The 25,474-nt window shown below is 62.1% G+C and carries 26 protein-coding genes and 2 tRNA genes; 7 read left to right on the top strand and 21 right to left on the bottom strand.

Annotation, left to right across the window (positions count from 1 at the left end; genetic code table 11):
- Window positions 1–10 precede the first annotated feature (10 nt).
- Window positions 11–2,383: a phosphoenolpyruvate synthase gene (gene ppsA, locus ACZ415_RS10175; RefSeq protein ID WP_344701279.1), complete on the bottom strand. Its 2,373-nt coding sequence runs from the start codon at window positions 2,381–2,383 to the stop codon at window positions 11–13.
- 335 nt (window positions 2,384–2,718) lie between these two features.
- Between ppsA and ppsR the strand changes: the two genes are divergently transcribed.
- Window positions 2,719–3,552 carry a posphoenolpyruvate synthetase regulatory kinase/phosphorylase PpsR gene (gene ppsR, locus ACZ415_RS10170; RefSeq protein ID WP_344701281.1) on the top strand — a complete coding sequence of 278 codons (834 nt, stop codon included), beginning with the start codon at window positions 2,719–2,721 and terminating at the stop codon, window positions 3,550–3,552.
- A 39-nt stretch (window positions 3,553–3,591) separates the two neighbouring features.
- Here the strand turns inward: ppsR and ACZ415_RS10165 are convergent, their stop codons facing one another.
- From ACZ415_RS10165 to ACZ415_RS10150, 4 genes are all read right to left on the bottom strand, one after another.
- On the bottom strand, window positions 3,592–4,170 hold the full coding sequence (locus ACZ415_RS10165; protein ID WP_344701405.1) for a hypoxanthine-guanine phosphoribosyltransferase: 579 nt from the start codon (window positions 4,168–4,170) through the stop codon (window positions 3,592–3,594).
- A gap of 43 nt (window positions 4,171–4,213) precedes the next feature.
- A complete protein-coding gene (nagZ, locus tag ACZ415_RS10160) occupies window positions 4,214–5,242 on the bottom strand; it encodes a beta-N-acetylhexosaminidase (protein WP_344701283.1) in 1,029 nt (342 codons plus the stop codon).
- 90 nt (window positions 5,243–5,332) lie between these two features.
- A complete protein-coding gene (locus ACZ415_RS10155; protein ID WP_344701285.1) occupies window positions 5,333–5,860 on the bottom strand; it encodes a L,D-transpeptidase in 528 nt (175 codons plus the stop codon).
- Window positions 5,861–5,887: 27 nt separating this feature from the next.
- Window positions 5,888–6,538 carry a TetR/AcrR family transcriptional regulator gene (locus ACZ415_RS10150; protein WP_344701287.1) on the bottom strand — a complete coding sequence of 217 codons (651 nt, stop codon included), beginning with the start codon at window positions 6,536–6,538 and terminating at the stop codon, window positions 5,888–5,890.
- Between the two features lie 236 nt (window positions 6,539–6,774).
- Here ACZ415_RS10150 and lexA point away from each other — a divergent pair, with 236 nt between their 5' ends.
- The gene (gene lexA / locus ACZ415_RS10145; RefSeq protein WP_344701289.1) at window positions 6,775–7,428 is read left to right on the top strand and encodes a transcriptional repressor LexA; all 654 of its coding nucleotides are present in this window, start codon (window positions 6,775–6,777) and stop codon (window positions 7,426–7,428) included.
- A gap of 20 nt (window positions 7,429–7,448) precedes the next feature.
- On the opposite strand, the gene ACZ415_RS10140 is transcribed toward lexA, so the two are convergent.
- Window positions 7,449–8,120, bottom strand: a complete 672-nt coding sequence (locus ACZ415_RS10140) for an energy-coupling factor ABC transporter permease (protein ID WP_344701291.1) — start codon at window positions 8,118–8,120, stop codon at window positions 7,449–7,451.
- A 270-nt stretch (window positions 8,121–8,390) separates the two neighbouring features.
- On the opposite strand from ACZ415_RS10140, the gene ACZ415_RS10135 reads away from it, so the two are divergent.
- The gene (locus ACZ415_RS10135) at window positions 8,391–9,977 is read left to right on the top strand and encodes a ribonuclease J (protein ID WP_344701407.1); all 1,587 of its coding nucleotides are present in this window, start codon (window positions 8,391–8,393) and stop codon (window positions 9,975–9,977) included.
- 3 nt (window positions 9,978–9,980) lie between these two features.
- Here ACZ415_RS10135 and moaE read toward each other — a convergent pair whose 3' ends face one another.
- From moaE to ACZ415_RS10085, 10 genes are all read right to left on the bottom strand, one after another.
- Window positions 9,981–10,457 (bottom strand): molybdopterin synthase catalytic subunit MoaE, encoded by a 477-nt coding sequence (gene moaE / locus ACZ415_RS10130; protein WP_344701293.1) that lies wholly within the window; start codon window positions 10,455–10,457, stop codon window positions 9,981–9,983.
- 2 nt (window positions 10,458–10,459) lie between these two features.
- The gene (moaC, locus tag ACZ415_RS10125) at window positions 10,460–11,263 is read right to left on the bottom strand and encodes a cyclic pyranopterin monophosphate synthase MoaC (protein ID WP_344701295.1); all 804 of its coding nucleotides are present in this window, start codon (window positions 11,261–11,263) and stop codon (window positions 10,460–10,462) included.
- On the bottom strand, window positions 11,254–11,862 hold the full coding sequence (gene mobB / locus ACZ415_RS10120) for a molybdopterin-guanine dinucleotide biosynthesis protein B (RefSeq protein ID WP_344701297.1): 609 nt from the start codon (window positions 11,860–11,862) through the stop codon (window positions 11,254–11,256). Before mobB ends, moaC begins: the two co-directional genes overlap by 10 nt.
- A gap of 25 nt (window positions 11,863–11,887) precedes the next feature.
- A complete protein-coding gene (locus ACZ415_RS10115; protein ID WP_464387784.1) occupies window positions 11,888–13,060 on the bottom strand; it encodes a uracil-xanthine permease family protein in 1,173 nt (390 codons plus the stop codon).
- A 158-nt stretch (window positions 13,061–13,218) separates the two neighbouring features.
- Window positions 13,219–13,848 carry a uracil phosphoribosyltransferase gene (gene upp / locus ACZ415_RS10110; RefSeq protein ID WP_344701301.1) on the bottom strand — a complete coding sequence of 210 codons (630 nt, stop codon included), beginning with the start codon at window positions 13,846–13,848 and terminating at the stop codon, window positions 13,219–13,221.
- Between the two features lie 166 nt (window positions 13,849–14,014).
- Complete coding sequence (gene ung / locus ACZ415_RS10105) at window positions 14,015–14,698, bottom strand: uracil-DNA glycosylase (RefSeq protein WP_344701303.1); 684 nt, start codon at window positions 14,696–14,698, stop codon at window positions 14,015–14,017.
- Window positions 14,699–14,740: 42 nt separating this feature from the next.
- Window positions 14,741–15,220 (bottom strand): xanthine phosphoribosyltransferase, encoded by a 480-nt coding sequence (gpt, locus tag ACZ415_RS10100; protein ID WP_344701306.1) that lies wholly within the window; start codon window positions 15,218–15,220, stop codon window positions 14,741–14,743.
- 6 nt (window positions 15,221–15,226) lie between these two features.
- A complete protein-coding gene (locus tag ACZ415_RS10095; protein ID WP_344701308.1) occupies window positions 15,227–15,772 on the bottom strand; it encodes an adenine phosphoribosyltransferase in 546 nt (181 codons plus the stop codon).
- Between the two features lie 86 nt (window positions 15,773–15,858).
- Complete coding sequence (locus tag ACZ415_RS10090; RefSeq protein WP_344701310.1) at window positions 15,859–17,154, bottom strand: NCS2 family permease; 1,296 nt, start codon at window positions 17,152–17,154, stop codon at window positions 15,859–15,861.
- 109 nt (window positions 17,155–17,263) lie between these two features.
- Window positions 17,264–17,896, bottom strand: coding sequence for a riboflavin synthase subunit alpha (locus tag ACZ415_RS10085; RefSeq protein ID WP_344701312.1), 633 nt, complete (start codon window positions 17,894–17,896; stop codon window positions 17,264–17,266).
- 558 nt (window positions 17,897–18,454) lie between these two features.
- Between ACZ415_RS10085 and ACZ415_RS10080 the strand changes: the two genes are divergently transcribed.
- The 4 genes from ACZ415_RS10080 to ACZ415_RS10065 all read left to right on the top strand — a co-directional run bounded on the left by ACZ415_RS10080 (window position 18,455) and on the right by ACZ415_RS10065 (window position 21,657).
- The gene (locus ACZ415_RS10080; protein WP_344701314.1) at window positions 18,455–19,498 is read left to right on the top strand and encodes a methionine ABC transporter ATP-binding protein; all 1,044 of its coding nucleotides are present in this window, start codon (window positions 18,455–18,457) and stop codon (window positions 19,496–19,498) included.
- Entirely contained in the window at window positions 19,479–20,132 is a 654-nt protein-coding gene (locus ACZ415_RS10075; RefSeq protein ID WP_344701317.1) for a methionine ABC transporter permease, read from the top strand. The genes ACZ415_RS10080 and ACZ415_RS10075 overlap by 20 nt, the downstream gene beginning before the upstream one ends.
- A gap of 112 nt (window positions 20,133–20,244) precedes the next feature.
- Window positions 20,245–21,030, top strand: a complete 786-nt coding sequence (locus ACZ415_RS10070) for a MetQ/NlpA family ABC transporter substrate-binding protein (protein ID WP_344701319.1) — start codon at window positions 20,245–20,247, stop codon at window positions 21,028–21,030.
- A 135-nt stretch (window positions 21,031–21,165) separates the two neighbouring features.
- A complete protein-coding gene (locus tag ACZ415_RS10065; protein WP_344701321.1) occupies window positions 21,166–21,657 on the top strand; it encodes a GAF domain-containing protein in 492 nt (163 codons plus the stop codon).
- A 114-nt stretch (window positions 21,658–21,771) separates the two neighbouring features.
- Here ACZ415_RS10065 and ACZ415_RS10060 read toward each other — a convergent pair.
- The 5 genes from ACZ415_RS10060 to ACZ415_RS10040 all read right to left on the bottom strand — a co-directional run bounded on the left by ACZ415_RS10060 (window position 21,772) and on the right by ACZ415_RS10040 (window position 25,333).
- Window positions 21,772–21,848, bottom strand: a tRNA-Val gene (locus tag ACZ415_RS10060).
- Window positions 21,849–21,893: 45 nt separating this feature from the next.
- Window positions 21,894–21,970, bottom strand: a tRNA-Val gene (locus ACZ415_RS10055).
- Window positions 21,971–22,060: 90 nt separating this feature from the next.
- Window positions 22,061–23,452, bottom strand: a complete 1,392-nt coding sequence (locus tag ACZ415_RS10050; protein ID WP_344701323.1) for a class II fumarate hydratase — start codon at window positions 23,450–23,452, stop codon at window positions 22,061–22,063.
- A gap of 55 nt (window positions 23,453–23,507) precedes the next feature.
- Window positions 23,508–24,212, bottom strand: a complete 705-nt coding sequence (hda, locus tag ACZ415_RS10045) for a DnaA regulatory inactivator Hda (RefSeq protein WP_344701325.1) — start codon at window positions 24,210–24,212, stop codon at window positions 23,508–23,510.
- Entirely contained in the window at window positions 24,209–25,333 is a 1,125-nt protein-coding gene (locus tag ACZ415_RS10040; RefSeq protein ID WP_344701327.1) for an AI-2E family transporter, read from the bottom strand. The genes hda and ACZ415_RS10040 overlap by 4 nt, the downstream gene beginning before the upstream one ends.
- Between the last annotated feature and the right edge of the window lie 141 nt (window positions 25,334–25,474).

Genomic DNA, 25,474 nt, shown 5'->3' with positions numbered 1-25,474 from the left:
CAGACGTTGGCTAGCGCTGCGTCTGCCCGGCCAGCATCAGCCAGGTGTCCAGCACCGCATCCGGGTTGAGCGACACCGAGTCGATGCCTTGCTCCATGAGCCACTTGGCAAAGTCCGGATAGTCCGACGGCCCCTGGCCGCAAATGCCTACGTACTTGCCCTGATCTTTACAGGCTTTAATCGCCATCGCCAGCAGTTTCTTCACCGCGGCGTTACGCTCATCAAACAGGTGCGCGACGATGCCGGAATCGCGATCCAGCCCCAGCGTCAGCTGGGTCAGGTCGTTGGAGCCGATGGAGAAGCCGTCAAAGTGCTCAAGAAATTCATCGGCCAGCAGCGCGTTGGCCGGCAGCTCACACATCATGATGATCTTGAGGCCGCGAGCGCCGCGCTTGAGCCCGTTGGCGTCAAGCAGGTCCACCACTTCCTTGGCTTCGTCAGGGGTGCGCACAAACGGCACCATGACTTCAACGTTATCCAGGCCCATTTCGTCGCGTACCCGCGCAAGCGCCCGGCACTCCAGCTCAAAACAGGGACGGAAAGCGTCAGATACGTAGCGCGAGGCCCCGCGAAAGCCGAGCATGGGGTTTTCTTCGCCGGGCTCGTAGAGCTTGCCGCCGATGAGGTTTTCATACTCGTTGGACTTGAAATCCGACAGCCGCACGATCACGCGTTTGGGATAAAACGCCGCCGCCAGCGTCGAGATGCCTTCGGTGAGCTTGTCAACGTAAAAGCTCACCGGGTCGTCGTAGCCGGCGGTGCGCAAATCAATAATCTGCTGCAGATCGGCAGGCAGCGTGGCGTAGTCCAGCAGCGCTTTGGGATGCACGCCGATCATGCGGTTGATGATGAACTCCAGCCGCGCCAGGCCCACGCCGGCACCGGGCAGCCCGGCAAAGTTGAAGGCGCGATCGGGGTTGCCCACGTTCATCATGATGTTAAACGGCAGCGCAGGCATGGCATCAATGCTTGACACCTTGCGATCAAAGGCAAGAAGGCCCTCGTAGACCTGGCCGGTATCGCCCTCGGCGCAGGAGACGGTGACGTCCATGCCTTCGCGCAGCTGCTCGGTGGCATCGGTGCAGCCCACCACGGCCGGAATGCCCAGCTCCCGGGCGATGATCGCAGCATGGCAGGTACGCCCGCCGCGGTTGGTGACAATGGCCGAGGCGCGCTTCATCACCGGCTCCCAGTCCGGATCGGTCATGTCGGTCACCAGCACATCGCCGGTGTGCACCTTGTCCATGTCGTCCGGGCTTGCCATCACCTTGACGGTGCCGCTGCCGATGCGCTGGCCGATGGCCCGGCCTGTGATGACCGTGCGGCCCTTTTCTTTCAGGGTGAAACGCTCAAGGCGGCCGCCTTCCTGCTGGGAAACAACGGTTTCCGGACGCGCCTGAACGATATACAGCGCGTTATCGTCGCCGTCCAGCGCCCACTCGATGTCCATGGGCCGCTGATAGTGCTCCTCGATGGTCACCGCCTGGCGGGCCAGCGCCATGACCTGCTCATCGTCCAAACAAAAGCGATTGCGATCGGCGTGGGAGACGTCCACCGTTTCCACTGACTTCCCGGCGCTGACCTCTTCGCCGTACACCATCTTGATACGCTTGGAGCCCAGATTACGGCGCAGCACCGCCGGCTTGCCGGCGGCCAGGGTAGGCTTGTGCACGTAGAATTCATCAGGGTTGACCGCGCCCTGAACAACGGTTTCCCCAAGCCCCCAGGAGGCCGTAACAAACACTGCATCGCGATAGCCGGATTCGGTATCCAGCGTGAACATCACGCCCGAAGCGCCGGTTTCCGAGCGCACCATTTTCTGAATGCCGGCCGAAAGCGCCACGTTTTCATGCGCGTAGCCGCGGTGTACGCGGTAGGAAATCGCCCGGTCGTTGAACAGCGAGGCGAAAACCTCGTGCACCGCCCGCTTGATGTTGGCAAGGCCTTCGATGTTGAGGAAGGTTTCCTGCTGGCCGGCAAAAGAAGCGTCCGGCAGGTCTTCGGCCGTAGCGGAGCTGCGCACGGCGGCCTTGAGATTGGGGTGGCGCTTGAGCAGCGCGTCGTAGGCCTGTTCCAGCGCGCTTTCAAAGGCCGGCGGCAGCGGCGTGTCAATGATCCACTGGCGGATATCACGCCCGGCTTGGGTCAGCGCCTTGACGTCGTCGACATCCAGCCGCCTGAGCCGTTCGTTGATACGCTCGTTTAGCCCCTTGTGAGAGAGAAACTCACGGTAGGCATGGGCGGTCGTGGCAAACCCGCCAGGTACGGTGACCCCCACTTCCGACAGGTTCGAAATCATTTCGCCGAGCGAGGCGTTTTTGCCGCCTACGCGTTCGACATCGGCCATGCCCAGTTCATCGAACCACAGAATGTAGTTTTCCACGCAATCCCCTCGCTTGTCATTGCAGCTGTATGTGCCACCGCTTTTGCCACGGCGCCTGCCGGCAGCGCTGCCGCCGACGACATCTGGCAGTTTACGCTGCCACCCTAGCAGCTGCATCATATCTTAACCATTGGTCGAATCGCTAACGCGATGGAGAAGATTTACAACAACAGCGCCGCCAGGCCGTTTCTTGTAGTCAGCGCCCCGCCGGGGCCGTGCTACGCCGGTTTTTCACGTCCCCCTTCCCCCTATGATCGCGCCCTTTTACCGGCACCCTTTATCGTTATCCTTTATCATCACCTTGTTCTTTTTTCTTTCATCTTCAGGATTTTGATATGACTCGTACCGCCTTTTTCATTTCCGACGGCACCGGCATCACCGCCGAAAGCCTGGGACGCAGCCTGCTGGCCCAGTTCAGCGGTGTCGCCATCACCATGCTGACTAAGCCCTACATTGATACCGTGGAAAAGGCCCGCGAGCTTGCCGGCGTCATCGACGCAACCGCCGGACGCGACGGTGTCCAACCGATCGTGATCGACACCATCGTCAACGAGGATATTCGCGAGGTGATCCGCACCGCGACCTGCTTTAAGATCGACGTGTTTTCCACCTTTCTGGCGCCGCTGGAAGAAGAACTTGCCACGCATTCGTCGTACAGCGTGGGGCGCACCCACGCCATTGGCAGCGACGACGTCTATATGGACCGCATCCACTCGGTACACTTTGCCCTGGACAACGATGACGGCGCGCGCACCTACCAATATGATGAAGCCGATATCATTCTGATCGGCGTATCGCGCTGCGGCAAAACGCCGACGTCTTTGTATCTGGCGCTGCAGTTCGGTATCCGCGCGGCGAACTATCCGCTAACAGAAGATGACCAGGACGAAGACGGCGTGCTTCGTCTGCCGCAGTTTCTCGCCAAGCACCACCACAAGCTGTTTGGCTTGACCATCGATGCCCGCCGGCTGGCCGCCATCCGCCACGAGCGGCGGCCCAACAGCCGCTACAGCTCCATGGATCAGTGCCTGCAGGAGGTCGAGCAGGTGGAGGCGCTGTACCGTTCGCTGCACATTCCAAGCATCGACACTACCCGCTTTTCGGTCGAAGAGATTTCCACTCGCATGATTGCCGAAACCGGGCTGGTGCGGCGCTTCTCACCACGTTAGCCACCGCACAGAGCACGGCATGCGCCGCGGAAAGGAGACTCAAAGCCCCTTGGGAGCAAAAATCCCCGGCGCGTTGCGCCAGTAGCCCTTGTAGTCCATGCCGTAGCCGAAGACGTAGCGATCGGCTACGGCAAGCCCGCAGTAGTCCGCTTTAAGGCCGGGTGCGGCCTTGCGGTCGTGCTGTTTGTCCACCAGCACAGCGGTGGTCACGCTGGCCGCCCCGGCCTCCCGGCAGTAGGCGAGAATGGCCGCAAGCGTTGACCCTTCATCGAGAATATCGTCGACGATGACCACGTGGCGGCCGGCCATGGGAATCTCCGGCGATACCCGCCAGAACAGCTCACCGCCGGAAAGCCGGTTGCGATAGCGCGTCGCGTGGAGATAGTCCACTTCCAGAGGAAAGCCCAGCCGAGTCAGCAGGTGGCCGGTGGTAATCAGCCCGCCGTTCATTACGCAGTAAAACACCGGCAGCTTATCGCCCAGGTGGTCGGTGATGGCCTCGGCCATACGGTCCAGGGCCTGCTCCACCTGCACCTGGGTGATCAGACAGTCGGCATCATCCATCAGCGCGCGCATTGAGTCGCGAGATTCGAGCGCTTGTTTATCCAGCTTGGGCATGTAGGGGTCCTGCATGTGGGTTCCGGGGATGTAAAAAAAGGCGTCATACCGCCTTGGGGCGCGGATCACTCAGCGCCTCAAGGCGCGCATGGGTGCGACGCCAGCGGTTAAGCGCCGGTAGCGCGTCAAGTTCAGGGCGTGCCCGGCCGTAGCGCAGCTTGCCCGGGCGGCGCGTTTGGCGCCCGCTGCAGGCGGCAGCCACTTCGCTGGCGGCCTCGGGGTCGTTGCATACCAGCAGCATATCGCAGCCGGCGCTGAGTGCCGCTTCGCTACGCGCCGCCGGGCCGCCGGCTTCGCTTGCGCCGGCCATGCTCAGGTCATCGGAGAAAATGCAGCCTTTAAACCCCAGCGATTCGCGCAGCATGCCAAGCCAGCCGGGAGAAAACCCCGCCGGGCGCCGGTCAAAGGTGCTGTATACCACATGGGCCGGCATAACGCCGTCCAGCGTTCCGGCCAGCCGAGTAAAGGGCACCAGGTCCCGGGCTTTCAACTCGGCCAGAGAGCGCGTATCGACCGGCAGCTCTCGGTGTGAGTCGGCAACGACGCCGCCATGGCCGGGAAAATGCTTGCCCACCGCGGCCATGCCCGCCTCGTGCAGCCCGATAATAAACGCCTCGCCCAGCGCGGCGACAGCGTGCGGATCGCTGGCAAAGCTGCGATCGCCAATGACGCTGGAAAGGCCGATATCGACATCCAGCACCGGGGCAAAGGTCATATCCAGCCCGCAGGCGGCCATTTCCATGCCCAAAAGCCAGCCGACATCGCGGGTCAGCGCCAGCCCTTCCGGCGGGGCCGCTGCAAAATACTCGCCCAGCTTTGCCATGGGCGGCAGGCGCGTCACGCCTTGGCGAATGCGCTGCACCCGACCGCCCTCTTGGTCGACAGCGATCAAAAGCTCAGGGCGCTGGCGGCGGATAGCGCTGCACAGCCGACTCACCTGGTCGGCGCTTTCCACGTTACGGGCAAATAAAATCACCCCGCCTACGGCCGGATCGCGCAGCCGGCGGACTTCGCCGGCGCCAAGGGAGGGGCCTTCAAGGTCAAGCATGACCGGGCCGAGAGGTTGCGTCATGGTAAGCGTCCTGCAAAAGGGTGCGTAATTCTAGCCGATCACTACCGGCTGTCAAAAACGCAGCGCCGGCGCGCGGAAAGCCACGGCGTCTCAGTCGCTGCCGCTATGCAGCCACACCGGCGTACCCGCCGGCGCCTGGGCAAACACCGCCAGCAAATCGTCAAGGTGAAGGCGCACGCAGCCGTGGGATTTAGCCACGCCCACAGGCTCGCTCGGCGGGGTGCCATGCAGGTAAATATAGCGACGCTGAGTGTCGACATCGCCGCCGCGATTGCGCCCCGGTTCCAGCCCGCAAAGCCACAAGATGCGCCCGAGAATCCAGTCGCGCTCCGGGTGCTGCTGCGCAAGCGCTGCCGTATAGCGCTCTCCGGTCCGGCGACGGCCGCGAAATACCGCCGTATCAGGCGCATGGTGGCCTATCGCTGCGCGAACGTAGTGCCAGCCCAGCGGCGTTTGTCCGCTGCCATTGCGCTGGCCGGCGCCGGCTGCACCGGTAGAAACCCCAACGGTTTTGCCCGGCGTATCGCCGTGCCAGATAACAAGCTGCTGACAGGCCAGATCGATCTCAAGCCAGACCGCATCGGCCGGCGGAAGCGAGCTGAGTATCGGTGTATGCATACAACTCCTGTGGTACGTCTTTGACGATCAAGTCCTGGCCGCATCGGGCAGCGGCGCGTTCATCGCCGCGACCACCACCGGGCGCAGGCGCCTGACCAGATCACGCACGCTGACCTGCTGGGCATAGTCCTGCTCGGCGATATCCTTGAGGGCATCAAGCCCTGACAGGGTAAAAATCGCCGTACCCAGCACAAAGTGCAGCCTCCAGAAACGCTCGGCGTCGGGCAGATCCGGCGTTGCCCGGCGCACCAGCCCGGTAAAGCGGGTGAAAACGTCGCCGTAGTGCTGCTGAATATGGCGACGCAGATGGCCCTGTGCCTGGCTATACGCCAGCCCCAGCAAACGCATGAATACCTTGAGGCTATTGCGCTCGGCAGGTACTGCCAGCGCCGTTTCCGCCACGCTTTCCAAAAGCGCCTCAAGAGGCACGGTGCGCCCGTGGTAGCGGGCTTCCAGAGCATCCAGCGCTTCGTGAAAGCGCGCTGTGAAAGGGTCCAGATAGCGTGAAAACACGGCCTGGATCAGCGCTTTTTTGGAGCCGAAATGATAGTTCACCGCGGCCAGGTTAACCCCGGCCTTGCCGGTAATGGTGCGCAGCGACGTTTCGGCAAAGCCTCGCTCGGCAAACAGCACCTCGGCGGTGTCCAGAATGCGCGTGGTTGTATCCACTTCAGCCATGCAACACTCCCTAAACGGCTGTTTAAAACGTGCCACAATATTACGTCAACAGCTCGCAGCTCAATTCATGGCCCGGCGCTGAAAAAATACTGGACGTAGAATCAGTCTGTATACTTGACCACATGATAGGCACATGTTTTATCCTGTCAGCCAAGCAGCGTCTGCCATACTCTGTTATCGCCCTCAGACAAGTTATGGCCTTTATACAAGCCACCGCCTTTACACAGGAGTTTTCCATGACCCAGCGTTTGACCGCTCGCCAGCAAAACGTCTATGCGTTTATCGTCAAGACCATCAACGACCACGGCTACCCGCCGACCCGTGCCGAAATCGCCCAGGCGCTGGGCTTTCGCTCCCCTAACGCGGCGGAGGAGCACCTGCGCGCGCTGGAACGCAAGGGCGCTATTCGCATTGTCCGTAATACCTCTCGCGGTATCCGGCTGCCGCTAAAAGCGTCGCGCGATGATGCCCAGACACCCCACAATCCCGTCCAGGGGCTGCCGATTATCGGCGAAGTCGCCGCCGGCAGCCCGATGCTTGCCGCCGAACACATTGATCGCTACTGCCCGCTGCCCCCTGAATACTTTACGCCCAGGGCAGACTATCTGCTGCGCGTACACGGCGTATCGATGAAAGACGCCGGCATTCTTGAAGGAGACCTGCTTGCGGTACACCGTACCGAGCACGTCCGCGACGGGCAGATCATCGTCGCCCGGCTGGACGACGACGTCACCGTCAAGCGCTTCTCCCGCCAGGGCAATCGGGTACAGCTGCTGGCAGAAAACAGTGATTTTGCCCCCATCGATATCGACCTGCGCACGCAGACGCTGGATATCGAAGGCGTCGGCGTCGGCGTGATTCGCGGCGGCAACGGCCAGGCGCTGGGCTAGCCGGCGCCCGGCGGCGGCAGCTACTGCATGTCGATGTAGCGATGATCGTTGAAGGTGGCGACCCAGTCCGGGTGATACACCATCAAAATAATCAGCAGCATGCCGGTGATAAACGCCTCAGACGGCATCAGCAGCGGCAAAAACATCGCGTATTCCTTGGCCAGCAGCACCGCCTGGGCATCCTGACTGCCGATGAGAATCAAACCCACCGCCGCCAGCCCGCCGGCAAGGGTGGCCATCGCCGCGCCAAAAAAGCCGCAGATAAACATGAAAAGCGCAACGTTATCCGGCAGCTTACGGTCTACAAAGCGCCATACAAGCCCTACCACAATAGCCGGCACAATCCCGGTTACCAGCACATTGACGCCCAGCAGCGCCCACTCATTGCGTCCGATGGCGACCATCGCCACGTTGATCATGACGTTGCTTACAAGCGCCAGCGGCGCCTTGAAAAGCAGCAGCAGCAGCGTGGTAAACACCAGATGCAGCGTCAGCCAGTCCACCGCCTGAGCCCGCAGCTGCCACAGCAGCATTACACCAAGCGTAGCGGCCAGCCAGCGATGCTGCAGTGCGGGATTGTCCACTAGCGCCTGCCAAGGTCTGAGCGTGACCATCCAGGCCAGCACGCCGCTGCTGACCACGGCACACAGCACCAGCAGCCAGGGGGTCAGCACACTTTGGGCAAACGACATGGCAACCTCTTATGCGTGATTGAACTTTTATGCCTTATGGAAAAGGAGCGTGCAGGCCCGGCACCGCGCATGGCGCCGGCGCGCAGTGTAACGGATCACAACGTACCGCGCAGCGGACCGGGCGATTGAGCCGGCCCCCCACCATCCCGTATAGTAAAGCCCCACTTTCAAGGCATTTTATACCTGATGGATCCCATACGCGTTACCGTTCGTCCTCGATATCGCTCTCCCGTGCGCCTGCTGCCGCTTGGCGGCTGCGGCGAGATCGGTATGAACCTGACGCTATACGGCTACGCCGATGAATGGATCGCCGTAGATTGCGGCATGATGATTCGTCAGGACCTGCCGGGCACGCCGCTTCAGGTACCCAACCTGGAAACGCCCAAAGCCCTTGGCATCATCCCGCGGGCGCTGCTGATCACCCACGGGCACGAAGACCACATCGGCGCGGCGGCCTGGCTGTGGCCGCACTGGCAGTGTCCGATTTACGCCACGCCTCTGGCCGCCGGCCTTTTACGCTTGAAATTCGCCGAACACGGTCTGAGCACCGAGGTCATTCAGATAGTAGAGCCCGGAGAAGCCCTACAAACCGGGCCCTTTTCTCTGCGCTACTTGGCCTTGCCGCATTCTATTCCCGAAAGCTGCGCGCTGCTCATCACCGCCGGGCGCTATCGTCTGTTGCACACCGGTGACTGGAAGCTGGACCCGGAGCCGCTGGTGGGCCCCGCGCTTGATCCCGAACGCTTCCGCGCGCTGGCGCCGATAGATCTTCTCGTCGGCGACTCCACCAACGCCCCCGTCCCCGGGCATTCGGCAAGCGAAGGCGATGTGGCCCGCGCGCTTGCCACAACGCTTGCTGAGTGCCCCGGCCGAGTGGTCGTGTCATGTTTTGCCAGCAACGTCGCGCGCATCGTGGCCGTTGCCCGGGCGGCACGCCAAACCGGCCGGCGCATCAGCCTGATGGGCCGGTCCATGGAGCGCATGGTCGGCGTAGCCCGAGGGCTTGGCTATCTGGAAGAGCTGCCGCCGCTGGTGCCTATTCACGATCTGGGCTATCTGCCCCCGGAAGAAGTCGTGGTCATCGCCACCGGTAGCCAGGGCGAGCCACGCGCGGCGCTGACGCGGCTGGCCCAGGGGCGCCACCCCCACATGGAGCTTGCCGAGGGCGACAGCGTCATTTTTTCAGCCAAGGCCATTCCCGGCAACGAGCGGCCAATCAAGCGGCTGAAGACGCGGCTGCGCCAGCTTGGCGTTGCGCTGTACGACGAATTCAACCGGCCGTCGCTGCACGCCACCGGCCACCCTGCTCAAGAAGAGCTGGCAACGCTTTATCGCTGGCTCAAGCCGCGTCATCTGCTGCCCGTTCACGGCGAAACGCTGCACCAGCAGGCGCACCGCGAGCTTGCCGAAGCGCTGGACATCCGCGCGCCGCTGGCGCCGCTTAACGGTGATATGCTGCGCTTTGATGCCCGGGGGCTAACGCGCGAGGCGCGCCACCCGCAGCCGCCCTGCATCGTCAGCCAGAACGCCGTAGTCGCCCACCCCGGGCTGGATGACGCCGCCGACCCGCGCGCTCGTCGGGGCCGTCTTTACCTGGCGCTGCCGGTTACCGCCACCGACACCGGCTGGACGCGCATCGGCCGGCTGATGCTGGAAAACACCGGCGCCAGCGCGCTGGACGAGGACAGCTTCAGCGACTGGCTGGACGAAACGCTTGATACCATTGCCGCCGACACCCTGGCTGAGCTGCGCCAGCGGCTCAAACCTCGCCTGCTGGCCTGGCTGGGTGAACGCCTGCAGCACCTGCCCGAGGTACACCTGCAGATCATGGCAGCCGAGATGCCGACGTATGGCTGAACGCTAGCGGTCGCGGCCCCAGCGGTCGGCATCGGCATAGTCGGAGTCCCGCTCACGCACCCAGTAATCCCCGCTGCGGGCGTGCTCTTTTTTCCAAAACGGCGCCTGCGTCTTGAGAAAATCCATGATGAAATCGCAGGCCTCAAAGGCATCCCGACGGTGGGCACTGGCCACGCTGACTCGCACAATGCCGTCGCCCGGGGCCATATAGCCGACTCGGTGGACGATGCGTATCGCCTGCAGCGACCAGCGCTCCCAGGCCTGCCGGCCAATATCTTCCAGGGTGCGCTCGGTCATGCCCGGATAGTGCTCAAGGGTCAGGCCGGTCACATCCGGCGACTCGTTGAAATCCCGCACCAGGCCGGTAAAGCTCACCACCGCGCCGATATCCTTGCGCCCCCGGCAGATTTCGCGGCTGTCGTCTGTCATGCCAAAAGGCTCGCGCTGAACGCGCACGCGAATGTTTTCACCAACGCCCATGCCTAGCCTCCGGTGACCGGCGGAAAAAACGCCACTTCGTCTTCGTCGGTGATGCGCGCGCTGTCGTTGGCCATGACCTGATTGATAGCGCACAGCACCCGACGCTCGGCCAGCGCCTTGAACGCCGGATCCCGGTCGGCAAGCGCGGCCTTGAGGCCGGCCACGTCGCAGTTTTCCAGCTGTTCCAGCTCGACCAGGGCTTCGCTTTCGCCCACGCGCTCGCGCAGCTCGGCGAGAAACTTGACCCGCACGCTCTGAGCGCTGCTACGCGCGCCCAGCGATATTTCGCGAGCCGCGCTGTCGCCGGTGACGATGGGCGTTTCCATGTCGCTGCCCGGACGCTGGTAGTCGCCGCTGTCTCCGCCGCTTTTCTGCTCCAGCTGCACCGCCTCGATACGCATGTCTTTATCCACGGCCTTGCACATGTCGTAAAGCGTCAGGCAGGCCACCGATACCGCCGTCAAAGCCTCCATTTCCACGCCGGTGCGGCCGGTCAGCCGGCAGCGCGCCTCCACGTTGACGCAGCTCAAGGCGGTATCCAGCTCAAACGATAGCTCCACCTTGGTCAGCGCCAGGGCATGGCACAGCGGGATCAGCTCGTGGGTACGCTTGGCCGCCTGAATGCCGGCAATGCGCGCCGTGGCAATCACATCTCCCTTGGGCAGCGCGCCGTCGGCGAGCAGCGCCAGGGTTTCAGGCGCCATCACGATCCGCCCGGAGGCAATGGCCTGCCGGCGGCTTTCCTCCTTGTTGCCCACGTCTACCATGCTGGCTTCGCCGCGGGCGTTAAGATGCGTCAACTGCATGTTCTGTCACCTTCACTGTTGCTGTGCTCCACTGTCGGCTCGACGGCCGGCTGCTCGGCCACCCACTGTGCTATCCAGCGGGCCACTGCGGCCACGTCGTCCAAATCCAGCCGGGTCGCGCTGCGTTTCGGGCTGTGCCGCTCAAGGGCGTCGCGCTCGTCGCGTTTGCAGGCCACGGCGCATACCCAGGCGTCCTGAAAAATGGCCGGATCGCCCACGCCGTCGCGATACAGCACCAGCTTGGGCAGCGGCCAGGCCTTGAACCCTTCAGCAATCACCAGATCCGGCCTGTGGGGCACCATCAGTTCAACCAGCCGCTCAAGGTCCGGCTCTTGCTGGCCGGGGGTGTCCTGCATCAGTGCAAAGCGCTCTCGCGATGCCACCAGCATGGGGGCGGCACCGGCGCTGCGCAGCCGATAGCTGTCCTTGCCCGGCTTATCCACGTCAAAAGCGTGGTGGGCGTGCTTGATGACCCCCACATTCAAGCCGTAGCCACGCAGCATCGGCAATAGCTGCTCGAGCAGCGTGGTTTTACCCGTGCCGCTCCATGCGGCCACGGCAAGCACCGGAAACGGCGCCTCAAGGTTGGATGCCGACATGCTGTCTCCTGATCAAAACCTGCGGCTATTCATCATCATCGGCGCGGGGAAGCACCCAGTTAAGCACAATCCCCACCACGGCGGCCAGGCTCACCCCCTGCAAGGTAAACTGGCCGTTGCCGAATTGCATACCGCCGATGCCAAATACCAGTATCAGCGACGCTACCACCAGGTTGCGCGGTGCGGTAAGCGCCTGGCCGGCGCGCACCAGCGTGTTCATGCCCACCACCGCGATGGAGCCAAACAAAAGCGTCATGATCCCGCCCATGACCGGGCCGGGAATGGTTTGCAAAAACGCTCCGAGCTTGGCGACAAAGGCCAGAACAATAGCGGTCACGGCCGCTACGAGCATGTATTTGGGATTGAACGCCCGGGTCAGCGTCACCGCGCCGGTAACCTCGGAATAGGTGGTGTTGGGCGGGCCGCCAAACAGTGCTGCAGCCATGGTCGCCAGGCCGTCACCCAGCAAAGTGCGATGCAGACCGGGCTTTTCCAGGTAGTTTTGTCGCGTCACCGAGCCGATGGCTACCATGTCACCAATGTGCTCCACCGCCGGGGCTATGGCAACCGGCACCATAAACAGCATCGCCGCCCAATGAAAGGTCGGCAGGGTGAAATCCGGCACGGCAATCCAGGCGCTTTCGCGCATGGGCGCAAAATCCACCGCGCCCATCGCCAGCGCCAGCGCATAGCCGGTGGCAATGCCGCCCATGATCGGTACCAGGCGCAAAAGCCCCCGGCCGAACACCGCCAGCACCAGGGTGACCGTCAGGCTTGCCATGGACAGCGTAATCGCCCGGCCGTAGCCGATGTGGTCACTGGTTTCGCCGGTGGCCATGTCCACCGCCACCGGCGCCAGCGCCAGGCCGATCACCATGATAATGGGCCCCACCACAATCGGCGGCAGCAGCCGGTGCAGCCAGGCGGTGCCCTTGATGCGCACGGCCTGGGACACGGCCACGTAGGCCAGCCCCGCCGCCATCAGCCCGCCGAGGGTAGCGGGCACGCCGAAACTGGCCACCGAGCCTTGAATGGGCGCGATAAAGGCAAACGACGAGGCGAGAAAAACCGGCACGCTTGAACGCGTCACCGCATGAAATATCAGCGTGCCTGCGCCGGCTGTAAACAGTGCCACGCTGGGCGACAGGCCGGTTAAAAGCGGCACCAGCACCAGCGAGCCGAAAGCAACGAACAGCATCTGCACGCCGGTAAGCAACAGCCGGAGCCAGGACTCGGCCGGGGCGGGGGAACTCACTGCAGGGCACTCCTTGGATAATCGGCACGGGTCAGTGCCGTGCAAGTGACGAAAAAATGCCCCGGGCCGATGCGCAAGGGGCAGAGCGCGGCAGATACGGCCTAGCGCGTTCCGAAAATCTTGTCGCCGGCGTCGCCCAGACCGGGCACGATATAGCCGTTCTCGTCGAGCCGCTCATCCACAGAGGCGGTGTAGATCTCCACGTCGGGATGCGCTTTTTCCACCCGGGCAATGCCTTCCGGCGCTGCGACCAGCACGATCACCTTCATGCGCCGGCAGCCACGCTCACGCAGCATGTCAAGCGTGGCGATCATGGAGCCGCCGGTGGCAAGCATCGGGTCGATGACAATCGCCAGGCGCTCTTGAATGTCGTTGGCGAACTTGTCGAAATACGGCACCGGCTCAAGGGTTTCTTCGTTGCGATAAAGCCCCACCACGCTGATGCGCGCGCTGGGCAACAGATCGGTCACCCCTTCCAGCATGCCAAGCCCGGCGCGCAGGATCGGCACCACGGTGACCTTTTTGCCCTTGAGCCGCCGGGTGGCGATGGGCTCGCCGTTCCAGCCGCGAATCTCGTGATCCTCAAGCATCAGCCCCTGGGTGGCTTCGTAGGTTAAAAGCTTGGCCACTTCGCCGGCCAGTTCGCGAAAACTTTTGGTACTCAGGTGGGCATCGCGCAACAGTCCGAGCTTGTGCTGCACCAGCGGGTGGTTAATGGCGTGAACGCTCATGGGGGTTCCTCGTTCAGGGGACGGCGTCGACCTGCACCGCCCGGTTCCGACACTATGTTCGCCGGCGCCCGGCCCCGGGCCATATGTGCCGGGGTCCAGACGCTTTGAGCATAGATACGGGCGATCGCAAAATTGCGGCGCATTTTACGCTTGTTTTCCCTGCAGGTTAAACCCTTTCCGGCAGCTGCCAGTCAACGGGGGTGCGCCCCTGCTCGACAAGAAAGGCGTTGGCCCGGGAAAAATGCCGGGTGCCGAAAAACCCGCGGTGTGCGGAAAGCGGCGACGGGTGCGGCGCCTCAAGCACTAGATGGCGCGCACGATCAATCAATGCCTTTTTCTGCCGGGCATGGCTGCCCCACAGCAGAAACACGCAGGGCGGCGCGTGCTTGCTAACGGTTTCGATGGCGCGATCGGTAAACGTTTCCCAGCCCTTGCCGCGGTGTGCGGCCGCCCGGCCCTGCTCTACCGTGAGTGCTGTATTAAGCAAAAGCACGCCCTGGCGCGCCCAGGGCTCCAGAAAACCGTGCTGAACCGGAGTCGTCCCTACATCGCTTTCCAGCTCTTTGTAGACGTTGGCAAGCGACGGCGGCACTTTCACGCCCGGCTGCACCGAAAAACACAGCCCGTGGGCCTGGCCGGGGCCGTGGTAGGGGTCCTGGCCGAGAATCACCACCTTGACCTCAGACAGCGGCGTGAGCTCAAAGGCGCGAAACCACTGGCTGGAATGCGGATAAATGACCTTTTTCGCCGCTTTTTCCGCGGCGAGAAAGCGCTTCAGCGCCTGCATGTAGTCGGCTTGGAACTCATCTCCCAGCCAGCGATGCCATTGTTCGGGTAGCGGGTTTGCCATGCTCACTCCGAAACGTCTTGATAGGTGGCTTTTGCGCGGCGCTTATTTCTTGATCTGGTCGGCCAGCGGTTCAACGTACGCAACGCCCATGTCCCAGGGAAACTGAATCCAGCAGTTCTGGCCCACTTCGGTGAGATATTGATCCACCAGCGGGCGGCCTTCGGGCTTGGCATACACCGTGACAAAATGCGCCCTGGGCAGCATATCGCGCACCGCGCGGGCCGTTTTTCCGGTATCCACCAGATCATCCACCAAAAGCCAGCCGGCACCGTTGTGATCGACGCCCTTGAGCACTTCCAGGCCGCCCTGCTCTTGGTGGTCGTAGCTTTTGACACACACGGTATCAATCAGGCGCACGTTCAGCTCCCGGGCAATCAGCGCTGCCGGTATCAGCCCGCCCCGAGTGATGGCAATGATGCCCTGGAAATCCCGCTCGACCAGCTCACGGCTGAGCTGGCGTACGTCGCGGTGCAGCTGATCCCAGGATACGGTGAAGTGCTGATGGTAGCGTTCGCTGCTCATGGGGCGTTACTCGTCTTCGGTGAAGGAACAAACCGCGAATACGCTGTAGCCGGCATCGCGAATTTTCTGTGACCCGCCAAGCTCGGGCAGATCAATAATGGTGGACGTATCCACCACGTGCCCGCCGCAGCGCTGGATCAGATTGGCCGCGGCCAGCATGGTGCCGCCGGTAGCGATCAGATCATCAACCAGCAGGATGCGATCGCCTTGCTGAAAGGCATCGGCGTGCAGCTCGACTTCGGAATGGCCGTATTCCAGCTTGTAGGTTTCACTGACGGTCTTGAACGGCAGCTTGCCTTTCTTTCGCACCGGCACAAAGCTGGCACCGAGCTCATAGGCCAGCGGTGCGCCGATAATGAAGCCGCGCGCATCAATGGAGGCAATGGCATCCAGCTCCATTTCGCGGTAGCGGTGGACAAAACTTTCGATCAGTTTGCGAAACGCCGTGCTGTTTTGCAAAAGCGGTGTGATATCGCGGAAGTTGACGCCCGGCTCTGGCCAGCCCGGCACTGTGCGAATCACCGACTTGATATAGTCGCCGTAGATACTCATCGCGTCTCTCATGAACGGTTGAATGAAGGGTTAATGAACCCCGCACCGCAGCGATGCTGATCGGCGGTGCGAAGAGAGGATATGGCTTACAAAAAGACCAGCTTGCCGATAAACAAAAGCGCCAGCAGCACCACGGCAACGTTGAGCTCGCGAAAACGCCCGGACAGCAGTTTAATCGCCACGTAGCTGATAAAACCCAGGGCAATCCCTTCCGCTACGGAATAGGTAAGCGGCATGCCGACGGCGGCCAGCAGCACCGGCGCCGCCTCGGTGGGGTCATCCCAATCGGCGTAGGACAGGCTGCCCGCCATCAGTACCGCGACATACAGCAGTGCGCCCGCCGTTGCATATACCGGAATGGAGCCCGCCAGCGGGGCAAAAAACAGGCTGATCAGGAACATGATGGCGACCACTACGGCCGTCAGGCCGGTACGCCCGCCCGAGGCAATGCCTGCGGTCGACTCGATATAGCTGGTCGTGGTGGAGGTACCCAGCATGGCCCCCGCCATGGTCGCCGTACTGTCCGATACCATGGCGCGGCCCAGCCGCGGCAGGTTGCCGTGCTCGTCCAGCAGATTACCTCGCTGGGCGACCCCCACCAGCGTGCCCGAGGTGTCAAACAGATCCACGAACAGAAAGGAAAAAATGACGCTTAGCATGGCCACGTCAAACGCACCGACAAGATCCATCTTCATCAAAGTAGGCGCCACCGAAGGCGGCATGGATACCAGCCCGCCATACGTATTGTGGCCCAAAAGCGTCGCCACCAGCGTCACGCCCAGAATGCCGATCAGCACCGCCCCGGTCACGCGCCGATAGGCAAGCGCTGTAATCACGAAAAAGCCGATGAGCGTATAAAGCGCAGAGGGCTGGCCAAGATCCCCCAGCGCGATAAAGGTGGCCGAGTCGGCGACCACAATGCCGGCATTTTGCAGCGCAATCATCGCCAGAAACAGGCCGATGCCGGCGGCAATGCCCAGGCGCAATGCGATGGGAATGGCGTTGATAATCCCTTCCCGCACGCGCAAAACGCCGAGAACGAAAAAGCACACCCCTGAGAAAAACACCGCGCCCAGCGCAGATTCCCAGGAATAGCCCATGCCCAGCACGACCGTGTAGGTAAAAAAAGCGTTGAGCCCCATGCCCGGCGCCTGGGCGATGGGATAGTTGGCCCAGATCCCCATGATCAGACAGCCAACGGCGGCGGCCAGGCAGGTGGCGACAAACACCGCCCCGGCATCCATCCCCGCCTGTGCCAGAATGCTCGGGTTGACAAAGATGATGTAGGCCATGGTGAGGAAGGTCGTAATCCCCGCGATAACCTCGGTTTTGATATTGGTGCCGTGCTCGGTAAGCTTGAAGTGGCTATCGAGAAATTTCATGAGCCTTGTCTCATCCTTTTGCCAGCGCATTCGCGATAGCGGGGCAGGAAAAGCCGCTTATATTACCCAAAGGTGTGCCGCGATGCGAGCGTTGCGCCCTGATGTGGCGTTACCCGCCCGCTCTTTGGCTTTGTAGAAAACGCTCGGCAGTTTCCACAATCGCCTGCGTCTGCGGGTCAATTTCGATATTGACCACATCGCCCGGCACGCGCGCCCCAAGCGTGGTACGCGCCAGGGTTTCCGGAATCAGGTTCACACAAAACAACGCCGGCGCCTTGTCCCGGTGGCGCACCTCGCCAACGGTCAAGCTGATGCCGTCAATGCCTACGTATCCCTTGTCGAAAACAAAGCGGGCGCAGTCATCGGGCAGCGAAAACCACAGCCGGCGATTGTTCGGTGCCTCCTCAATGGACACCACCTCGACTGCGTTCATCACATGACCGGACATAGCGTGCCCGCCAATCTCGTCACCAAAACGCGCGGCCCGTTCGATGTTGACGCGATCCCCCACGGCAATCTGCCCCAGATTGGTCACTCGCAGCGTTTCACGCATCAGGTCAAAATGCACGTTATCACCGTCCACCGCGGTCACCGTCAGGCATACGCCGTTGTGCGCTACCGAAGCGCCGATTTCAAGCCCTTTTCGCATCCCCTCAGGCATCGCCACTATGTGCGTTCGAAACGCCTCGCGTTCGCGCACTTCCACCACTTTTGCCGTGCCCTGAACAATACCGGTAAACATGCGCTATCTCCTTTTGTACCTGGTCAACTTTTGTACCTGATCAACGTTTGTGTCCGATCAGCTTTTGTACCTGCCAAAACCGGCTCAACAGCCGGGCAAGGCACTGCGCCACTGCCAAATACCAGTGCCACTGCCGAATACTTACTGCCGAATACTTATGCCACTGCCGGATGACGGTGCTACCGCCGCATCATTGTGCCACTGCTCACAACATGCGGGTAGCGCATGCGTGACGGCCCGCCCGGGCTTTCGCACCGACGCTTGATGTTCATCACCTGCGTATGTTTGACATTGCCTTGGCGCACTCCTTATGATGAATGCTTGTTATACAGCCATGATATTCAGACGCCGATTTGTTCCCGGATTGCGGGCGTCCACCGGTTTTTTCCGGTGAAGTGCAGCTAAAAGGGTGTGTCCAGCGTTGATGGCCACCCTTCGGGGTGGCCTTTTTTCGTTTCCCGCCCTACGCTTGCGTCCGCGCCGTCCGTCCTCTTTTCGGCTTTATACGACTTTACCGGTGCCTGCTATAAAAGCATCGGTCCAGACCAAGCAGACGTCATGATAGAACTTGAAAACGTCAGTAAAATCTACGGCAGCGGTGACGCCGCCGTACATGCCCTGAGCGGTGTTGATTTGCACATCCCGCAGGGCCGCATTCACGGCGTCATCGGCCTTTCCGGGGCGGGAAAATCCACGCTCATTCGCTGCGTCAATCTTCTTGAGCGCCCCTCATCCGGCCGCGTTACGGTCAACGGACAGGAAATGACCCGTCTTTCCGGGCCTGCCCTCAATCGCGCGCGCCACCGCATCGGTATGATTTTTCAGCACTTCAACCTGCTGACCACGCGCACAGTGTTTGCCAACGTTGCCCTGCCGCTGGAGCTGATGGGGTACAAGCGCGGTGTCATCAAAGAGCGAGTCGCACCGCTATTAAAGCTGGTGGGTTTGGACGACAAGGCCGGGCAGTTTCCCGCCCAGCTTTCCGGCGGGCAGAAACAGCGCGTCGCCATTGCCCGAGCGCTGGCAAGCGAGCCTGCCGTGCTGCTGTGCGACGAGGCCACCTCGGCGCTGGATCCGCAAACCACCGGGTCGATTCTCGAACTCCTGCGCAAGATCAACCGCGATCTGGGCATCACCATCCTGCTGATTACCCACGAAATGGAGGTCGTCAAGTCCATCTGCCATCGCGTCAGCCTGATTTCCGACGGGCAGCTGGTAGAAGACGCCGAAGTCGGGGATTTCTTCACCTCACCCAACACCCGGCTGGGCCGTGACTTTCTCAACGACTTTCTCCAGCTGGAACCGCCTCGGGAACTGGTGACCCGGCTGGAAGAAGCCCCCGGCGAGCAGCGCCATCCCGTGGTGCGGCTGACGTTTTCCGGCGACGCTGTGTCCACACCGCTGATTTCACGGCTGGCCCGGGAGTGCGGTGTCGACGTCAGCATCCTGCAGGCCAAGGTGGAATCCATCCAGCAGCGCACGCTGGGGCTGATGATCGCCGAGCTGATGGGCACACCGGCGCAAACCGAACAGGCCATGCGCTATCTGGAATCTCACGAACTGAAAGTGGAGGTGCTCGGGCATGTCCGGCGCGATGATTAATCTGATTTGGCAGGCGACCCTGGATACCCTCTACATGGTGGGCATCTCCGGCGTTATTGCCACGCTGCTTGGCGTACCGCTGGGCGTTTTGCTTTACGTGACCCGGCCGCGGCAGATTCTCGCCATGCCGGTGGCGCACCAGGCGCTGAGCATGGTGACCAACATCGGGCGTTCCATCCCGTTTATTATCCTGATGGTTGCCATTATTCCGTTCACCCGGATGCTGGTCGGCACGTCCATCGGCATCAACGCCGCTTCGGTACCGCTAACAATCGCCGCTGTACCGTTTGTTGCCCGGCTGGTGGAAGGCTCGCTAAACGAGCTTTCTCCGGGGCTGATCGAGTCGGCCCAGGCCATGGGCGCCACCCCCTGGCAGATTATCTGCAAAGTGCTGATTCCCGAGGCCCGAGGCGGCATCATCACCGCGCTTACCGTAACGGTGGTTACGCTGGTCAGCTATTCGGCCATGGCCGGCGCGGTGGGCGGCGGCGGCCTGGGAGATCTGGGCATCCGCTACGGCTACAACCGCTTTAACCCCACCATCATGCTGATCACCGTGGTGATACTGGTGATCATGGTGCAGGGCTTTCAAAGTCTTGGCGACTACCTGGTACGCAAAAGCGACCGCAAGTAGCTTCATATATAACGTTAACGCATTAGACATTTTATTTTTATCGCTGCACTATCGAATACCCGCTTGATCCCCGTGTCCGCTGGACGCCTTCTTTATTGACCGGAGCCTGAACATGCAAAAACTCGTGATTGGCAGCCTTACCGCACTGGCATTTGGCATCAACGTTGCCAGCGCCGACGCCCTGAAAGTCGGCACCGTGGCCGGCCCGGAAACCGACATCATGCAGGTCGCGGTGGAAATCGCCGAAGAAAAGCACGGCCTTGACGTCGAGATTATCGAGTTTACCGACTACGTAACCCCCAACGCCGCGCTCGCCGACGGCAGCCTGGACGCCAACGCCTTCCAGCACGAGCCCTACATGCAGGCTATGGTGAACGACCGCGGCTACGACTTCGCCGTGGCCGGCTACACCTTCGTGTACCCCATCGGCGCGTACTCGGAAAAGTATGACAGCATCGAAGCGCTGCCCGACGGCGCCCGGATCGCGCTCCCCAACGACCCGTCCAACGAAGGCCGGTCGCTGATTTTAATGCACAACAAAGGGCTGATTGAGCTCAACGACCCGACCCATCTGGAAGCCACGCCGATCGATATTGCCAAAAATCCGCACGATTTCGACTTCCTTGAAATTGAAGCGGCCCAGCTGCCCCGGGTGCTGCGCGACGTCGACATGGCCTTCATCAACAACACCTTTGCCCAGCCTGCCGGCCTTAGCCTGGACGACGCGCTGATCAAGGAAGGCCCGGAGTCGCCCTACGTCAACCTGATTGTGGTGCGTGACGGCGACGAAGACCGCGAGGCGATCCGCCACCTTGTCGATGCCTACCACAGCGAGGCCGTCATGGAAAAAGCCGACAAACTGTTTGACGGCGCCGCCGTTCCCGGCTGGATCAAATAAGCCTCGGGCGGCACGGGTACGCCCGCGCTTTCTCAGTACCCGCCGCTTTACTGCCGCTGACCCCGCCTATTCCTACTGTCACTACGCAACAAAGGCCGGCCTGATGCCGGCCTGCAGCATGCTAAAAGGCTGACCATGACCGCACTTTCCGAAACGCCCGCCCCGAACTATGCCCTGCTCAACCGCCAGCTTGAAGCGCTGCTGGATACCCGCGACTGGCTGACCAACGGCGCCCAGCTGTGTGCGTTTATCTTTCAGCAGGTGCCAAAGCTGAACTGGGCCGGGCTTTATCTGCAGCGCGAGCCTGCCGTGCTCGGCCTTGGGCCGTTTCAGGGCAAACCCGCCTGCCATCCCATCCCGTTCGGCAAAGGCGTATGCGGCGCAGCGGCTACGACTCGCAAGACCCAGCGGGTAGACGACGTCAACGCCCTTGCCAGCCATATTGCCTGCGACGCCGACTCGCACTCGGAGCTGGTGGTACCTATCGTGGTGCGCGACACGCTCTGGGGCGTGCTGGATTTGGACAGCCCCGCACAGGGACGCTTTGACGCCGAGGATCAGGCGGGCATTGAAGCGCTGGTGGCCACGTTTATCGCCGCCACCGACCTGCCGGACTTTACGGGCTAAACCTTCCCCGATTCGGGCCGGGCGTGCCTGCTGCCCGGCCCGCTTTCCTGAACGCCACGCACACAAAAACGCCCCGTCAGCCTGTGAGCTGACGGGGCGTTTTCTGTACGAATCTGGTAGGACCAGGCGGATTTGAACCGCCGACCTCCACGATGTCAACGTGGCGCTCTAACCAACTGAGCTATGGTCCTGTAAATCGTGGCTTTTTTTGAAAGGCTTGCCGTGCCTGAAGCGCTTGGTAGGACCAGGCGGATTTGAACCGCCGACCTCCACGATGTCAACGTGGCGCTCTAACCAACTGAGCTATGGTCCTTCCATGCATCCGCTGTCAGACGCAGTGTTCGGCAACGGATGCGTATACTACCGACTCAGCGCTGAAATGCAAGCGTTTTACGCCGCAGCGCTACTTCGGAATGCCGCCTTCGGTGAGTTTTTTCGGATCAAGCAGCCGCGCAAGCGTTTCGCGATCCATATCGGTCTCTTCTTCCGCCACGTCAATAATCGGCCGCCCGGCCTGGTAGGCCTGTTTGGCAATCTGCGCGGCGGCGTTGTAGCCGATCACGCTGTTGAGGGCGGTGACCAGAATCGGGTTGCGCTCAAGCGGCGCTTTCAGGTTCTCTTCGCGCACCTTGAACGCAGGGATGACCTTTTCGCCCAAAAGGCTGGCCGTGTTGGCCATCAGCGTAATCGAGGCCAGCAGATTGGTGGCCACCAGCGGCAGCATCACGTTGAGCTGGAAGTTGCCGCTCTGGCCGGCCACGGTAATCGCGGTATCCAGCCCGATGACCTGAGCGGCGGCCTGCACGGCGGATTCCGGCAGCACCGGGTTGACCTTGCCCGGCATGATGGAGCTGCCCGGCTGCAGCGCCTCAAGCTCGATTTCGCCAAGGCCGGCCAGCGGCCCGGAGTTCATCCAGCGCAGGTCGTTGCCGATTTTCATGATCACGCAGGCAAGCCCCTTGAGCTGGCCGGACAGCTCTACCGCTGCGTCCTGAGAGGCTATGCTGGCAAAAAGGCTGTCGTTGGGCCGAAACGAAAGCCCCGTCTGCTCACTTAAGTGAATCGCTACGCGCTCGGCAAAGCCTTCCGGCGCGTTGATGCCGGTGCCGATGGCAGTGCCGCCCTGGGCCAGGCGCTGCACGCGATTCATGGCGCTGTCGATGCGCTCGATGGCCTGATCCAGCTGGTTGACCCAGCCGCCCAGCTCCTGGCCCATGGTCAGCGGCATGGCATCCATCAGGTGGGTGCGCCCGGTCTTGACCACGTGCTCAAGCTCCTCGGCGCGCCGGGCTACGCTCTGGCGCAGGGCAATCAGCGCCGGGCGCAGCGAGCGCTCCACGGCAATCGCCGCGGAGACGTGAATCGCCGTGGGCACCACGTCGTTGCTCGACTGGCCCATGTTGACGTGGTCGTTGGGCCTCACCTCGACGCCCTCGCGGCTGGCCAAGTGCGCAATCACCTCGTTGACGTTCATGTTGCTTGATGTGCCGGAGCCTGTCTGAAACACATCGATGGGAAACTGGTCGTCGTAGCGGCCTTCGATTACCGCTTCGGCCGCTTGCTGAATGGCCCGTGCGCGGTCGCCGTCCAGCAGGCCCAGCGCCTGATTGGCATGCGCAGCGGCAAGTTTGATGCGTGCAACGGCGTGGATGAACGCCGCCGGCATGGCCTGCCCGGAAACGGGAAAATTGTTGACCGCACGCTGGGTCTGGGCGCCGTACAGCGCCGTTTCCGGCACTTCAAGCTCGCCCATGCTGTCGCGCTCGGTACGGGTCGATACAGAATCAAAAGACATACGGCTCTCCTCAGAAAGGTTCATGATGGCTCACAGCAGGCAGCAAAACGACGTGCTACCAGCCAAGGGCCTGTTTGACGAACGGAATAGTCAGCTTGCGCTTGGCCGAAAGCGAGGCTCGGTCGAGGGTTTCCAGCGCGCGGCAAAGCGCGCTGAGCTGGCGCGGGCCACGGTGCAGAATGTAGCGTGCCACGTCGTCTGGCAGCGCCATGCCGCGCACCTCAGCGCGCAGTTTGAGCGCGGCCAGCCGGCCGTCGTCGTCCAGCGGCTGCACGTGATGGGTCACGCCCCAGGTCAGCCTTGATGCCAGATCCGGCAGCAGCACCGGCAGCTGACGCGGCGCGACGCTGGCGGCGATCACCAGGCGCTTACCGGCGTCGCGCAGGCGGTTGAAGGCATGAAACAGCCCCTCTTCCCAGCGCTTGCGACCGATCACGCACTCCAGATCGTCAATGGCGACCAGATCCAGCCGTTCGATATCCTCAAGCATCAGCGGCGGGAAGTGCCCCAGATCTTCAAGCGGCAGATACAGCGCCCGCGCATCCTGATCCGAGGCCTGATGGCAGGCTGCCTGCAGCAGATGGCTGCGCCCGGTGCCCGGCGCGCCCCACAGGTAGAGATAGGGTTCGCCTTCGGGTTCCGGCTGGTGAATAAGCTGCTCTACCAAAAGCGCATTACGCGGGCCTGCGTAGTAATTGCCAAAGGTGGCATCGTCGCGCAGCCCTACGCCCAGCGGCAGCTGTGCCGGTGGTCGGTTCATGGTCTCTCCCCTTCGTCCCTTTCAGCGTCGCGCGTTGCCTTGGATAAGCGCTGGCCGCCGTCGCCGGCCGGCCGCGTGCAAATGTCATATAAGGGACTGTTTTTATATCGTTCCAGCCCTTCGCGCAAGAGCACCATCACCACCGCGGCCGCCGGCAGCGCCAGCAGCACGCCAAGAAAGCCAAACAGTTCGCCGCCCGCCAGCACGGAAAAAATCACCGCAACCGGGTGCAGGCCAATCTTGTCACCCAGCAGTTTGGGCTGGAGCACCACGCTTTCCACTACCTGACCGAGGGCAAACACCGCCACCACGCCGGCAATCGACCACAGCGTACCGATCTGAAAAAGCGCCACAATCAGCGCAATACTCAGGCCGACGATAAACCCCAGAAACGGCACGATACTGGCAAGGCCGGCAATAAAGCCGATCAGCAGTCCCACGTTCAGCCCCAGCAGGCTCAGCCCCAGCGCGTAGATCGCCCCCAAACACAGCATCACCAGCAGCTGGCCGCGCAAAAACGCCGCCAGTACGGCGTTGCAGCGCCGGCCCAGGCGCGTCACCTCGTTCACCCAGGGGCGCGGAACCAGCCCGCTGGCGTTGTCGATCAGCCGCTGCCAGTCCAGCAGCAGATAAAACGTGACCACCGGCACCAGCGCAGCGTAGGTCACCCAGGATACCAGCGCCATGCCCGAACGCCCCAGCTGGCCCAGCGCGCTTGCCAGGTAGCCGCCGGCATCGCGCCAGTTGTCGGCAAATATCTGCTTGATGCCGGCCAGATCGGCGCGCAGGTCGTAGCCAAACCATTCCTTGAGCCGCGGGGCCAGGGCGTCTTCCATCCAGCCAACCATCGCCGGCACCGCATGGCCCAGCTGCTTGGCCTGCTGCACCGCTGCGGGCACCAGAACCAATAGACTCAGCGCCAGTACGATCAGCATTACCAAAAACACGCTGGTGACCGCAAAGGGCCGGCTCATGCCCAGCCGCTCGAAGCGGTGCGTCAAGGGGTTGGCCACGTAGGCCAGCATCAAACCGGCAATAAACGGCATCAGCACCGCGTTAAGCAGATAGACCAGCAGCACGGCTACACCGGCCAGCAAAAGCCACCACCATGAATATCGCACTCGCGACTTCTCCCTGACTGCCTGTGTATGAGCGGCGCAATGCCTTACGCCGTAGCGGGTGTTACACTTTGCCGCCTGGAAACGTTGCCACCCGTAAACTTGTTCGCCGGCGCGCCCGGGCCGCGTATCGCCCCGGCGTGG

It is taken from the genome of Halomonas cibimaris (assembly GCF_055379665.1).
This window is presented reverse-complemented; position numbering and strand designations above follow the sequence as displayed.

Bases quoted from the DNA above. Each gene is read 5' to 3' on its own strand.
- ppsR (WP_344701281.1), top strand. From the start codon at position 2,719: ATGACTCGTACCGCCTTTTTCATTTCCGACGGCACCGGCATCACCGCC.
- ACZ415_RS10165 (WP_344701405.1), bottom strand. From the start codon at position 4,170: ATGCCCAAGCTGGATAAACAAGCGCTCGAATCTCGCGACTCAATGCGC.
- nagZ (WP_344701283.1), bottom strand. From the start codon at position 5,242: ATGACGCAACCTCTCGGCCCGGTCATGCTTGACCTTGAAGGCCCCTCC.
- ACZ415_RS10155 (WP_344701285.1), bottom strand. From the start codon at position 5,860: ATGCATACACCGATACTCAGCTCGCTTCCGCCGGCCGATGCGGTCTGG.
- ACZ415_RS10150 (WP_344701287.1), bottom strand. From the start codon at position 6,538: ATGGCTGAAGTGGATACAACCACGCGCATTCTGGACACCGCCGAGGTG.
- lexA (WP_344701289.1), top strand. From the start codon at position 6,775: ATGACCCAGCGTTTGACCGCTCGCCAGCAAAACGTCTATGCGTTTATC.
- ACZ415_RS10140 (WP_344701291.1), bottom strand. From the start codon at position 8,120: ATGTCGTTTGCCCAAAGTGTGCTGACCCCCTGGCTGCTGGTGCTGTGT.
- ACZ415_RS10135 (WP_344701407.1), top strand. From the start codon at position 8,391: ATGAACCTGACGCTATACGGCTACGCCGATGAATGGATCGCCGTAGAT.
- moaE (WP_344701293.1), bottom strand. From the start codon at position 10,457: ATGGGCGTTGGTGAAAACATTCGCGTGCGCGTTCAGCGCGAGCCTTTT.
- moaC (WP_344701295.1), bottom strand. From the start codon at position 11,263: ATGCAGTTGACGCATCTTAACGCCCGCGGCGAAGCCAGCATGGTAGAC.
- mobB (WP_344701297.1), bottom strand. From the start codon at position 11,862: ATGTCGGCATCCAACCTTGAGGCGCCGTTTCCGGTGCTTGCCGTGGCC.
- ACZ415_RS10115 (WP_464387784.1), bottom strand. From the start codon at position 13,060: ATGCTGTTCGTTGCTTTCGGCTCGCTGGTGCTGGTGCCGCTTTTAACC.
- upp (WP_344701301.1), bottom strand. From the start codon at position 13,848: ATGAGCGTTCACGCCATTAACCACCCGCTGGTGCAGCACAAGCTCGGA.
- ung (WP_344701303.1), bottom strand. From the start codon at position 14,698: ATGGCAAACCCGCTACCCGAACAATGGCATCGCTGGCTGGGAGATGAG.
- gpt (WP_344701306.1), bottom strand. From the start codon at position 15,220: ATGAGCAGCGAACGCTACCATCAGCACTTCACCGTATCCTGGGATCAG.
- ACZ415_RS10095 (WP_344701308.1), bottom strand. From the start codon at position 15,772: ATGAGTATCTACGGCGACTATATCAAGTCGGTGATTCGCACAGTGCCG.
- ACZ415_RS10090 (WP_344701310.1), bottom strand. From the start codon at position 17,154: ATGAAATTTCTCGATAGCCACTTCAAGCTTACCGAGCACGGCACCAAT.
- ACZ415_RS10085 (WP_344701312.1), bottom strand. From the start codon at position 17,896: ATGTTTACCGGTATTGTTCAGGGCACGGCAAAAGTGGTGGAAGTGCGC.
- ACZ415_RS10080 (WP_344701314.1), top strand. From the start codon at position 18,455: ATGATAGAACTTGAAAACGTCAGTAAAATCTACGGCAGCGGTGACGCC.
- ACZ415_RS10075 (WP_344701317.1), top strand. From the start codon at position 19,479: ATGTCCGGCGCGATGATTAATCTGATTTGGCAGGCGACCCTGGATACC.
- ACZ415_RS10070 (WP_344701319.1), top strand. From the start codon at position 20,245: ATGCAAAAACTCGTGATTGGCAGCCTTACCGCACTGGCATTTGGCATC.
- ACZ415_RS10065 (WP_344701321.1), top strand. From the start codon at position 21,166: ATGACCGCACTTTCCGAAACGCCCGCCCCGAACTATGCCCTGCTCAAC.
- ACZ415_RS10050 (WP_344701323.1), bottom strand. From the start codon at position 23,452: ATGTCTTTTGATTCTGTATCGACCCGTACCGAGCGCGACAGCATGGGC.
- hda (WP_344701325.1), bottom strand. From the start codon at position 24,212: ATGAACCGACCACCGGCACAGCTGCCGCTGGGCGTAGGGCTGCGCGAC.